Raw genomic sequence first — 476 nt, forward strand, 5'->3', positions numbered from 1 at the left:
CGAATAAATCATTGATAGAGCGACCAAGCGAACTTTCAATTTGATCAATGGCAGCCGTACAGGAAAATGTTTGAACACGATCTTGTAGTTGTGCTAAATCTTCCGCAATATCACGTCCTACAATATCGGGTCTGGTAGCAAGAAATTGACCAAGTTTTATGTAAGAAGGGCCGAGCCTATTGATGGCATAGGAAAGTTTTTCAGATCGTCGCTTTTTTTTCGTTTTACGCCGCGCTAACATACTTGCGATACGGTGGCATAATGCTGGAAATCCTTGAAGATCATCGTGAGGCAAAGCACTCAAAACGCCTTCACGTGCTAAAACCCATCCAGTACGTATTAATTGAAAGTAAGTGGAAATTTGCACCATTTTTTAAATCTTCCAGGCTGAATGCAGCGCTGCGATTGCACCCGTGAGGTTGCGGTATGATACTCGCGAAAAACCTACATGATTGATCATATGGGCAAAATCATCT

1 protein-coding gene and 1 pseudogene are annotated in these 476 nt (G+C 42.2%); both read right to left on the reverse strand.

What is annotated here, in order from left to right:
* A pseudogene (locus ACFINO_RS09830) lies at positions 1-370 on the reverse strand (ubiquinone biosynthesis protein UbiB); the annotation flags it as partial.
* A gap of 3 nt (positions 371-373) precedes the next feature.
* The coding region (locus ACFINO_RS09835; RefSeq protein WP_375655632.1) for a class I SAM-dependent methyltransferase at positions 374-476 on the reverse strand (103 nt) is incomplete at its 5' end.

This window comes from Bartonella sp. AA83SXKL (assembly GCF_042196965.1).
Lineage (GTDB): Bacteria > Pseudomonadota > Alphaproteobacteria > Rhizobiales > Rhizobiaceae > Bartonella.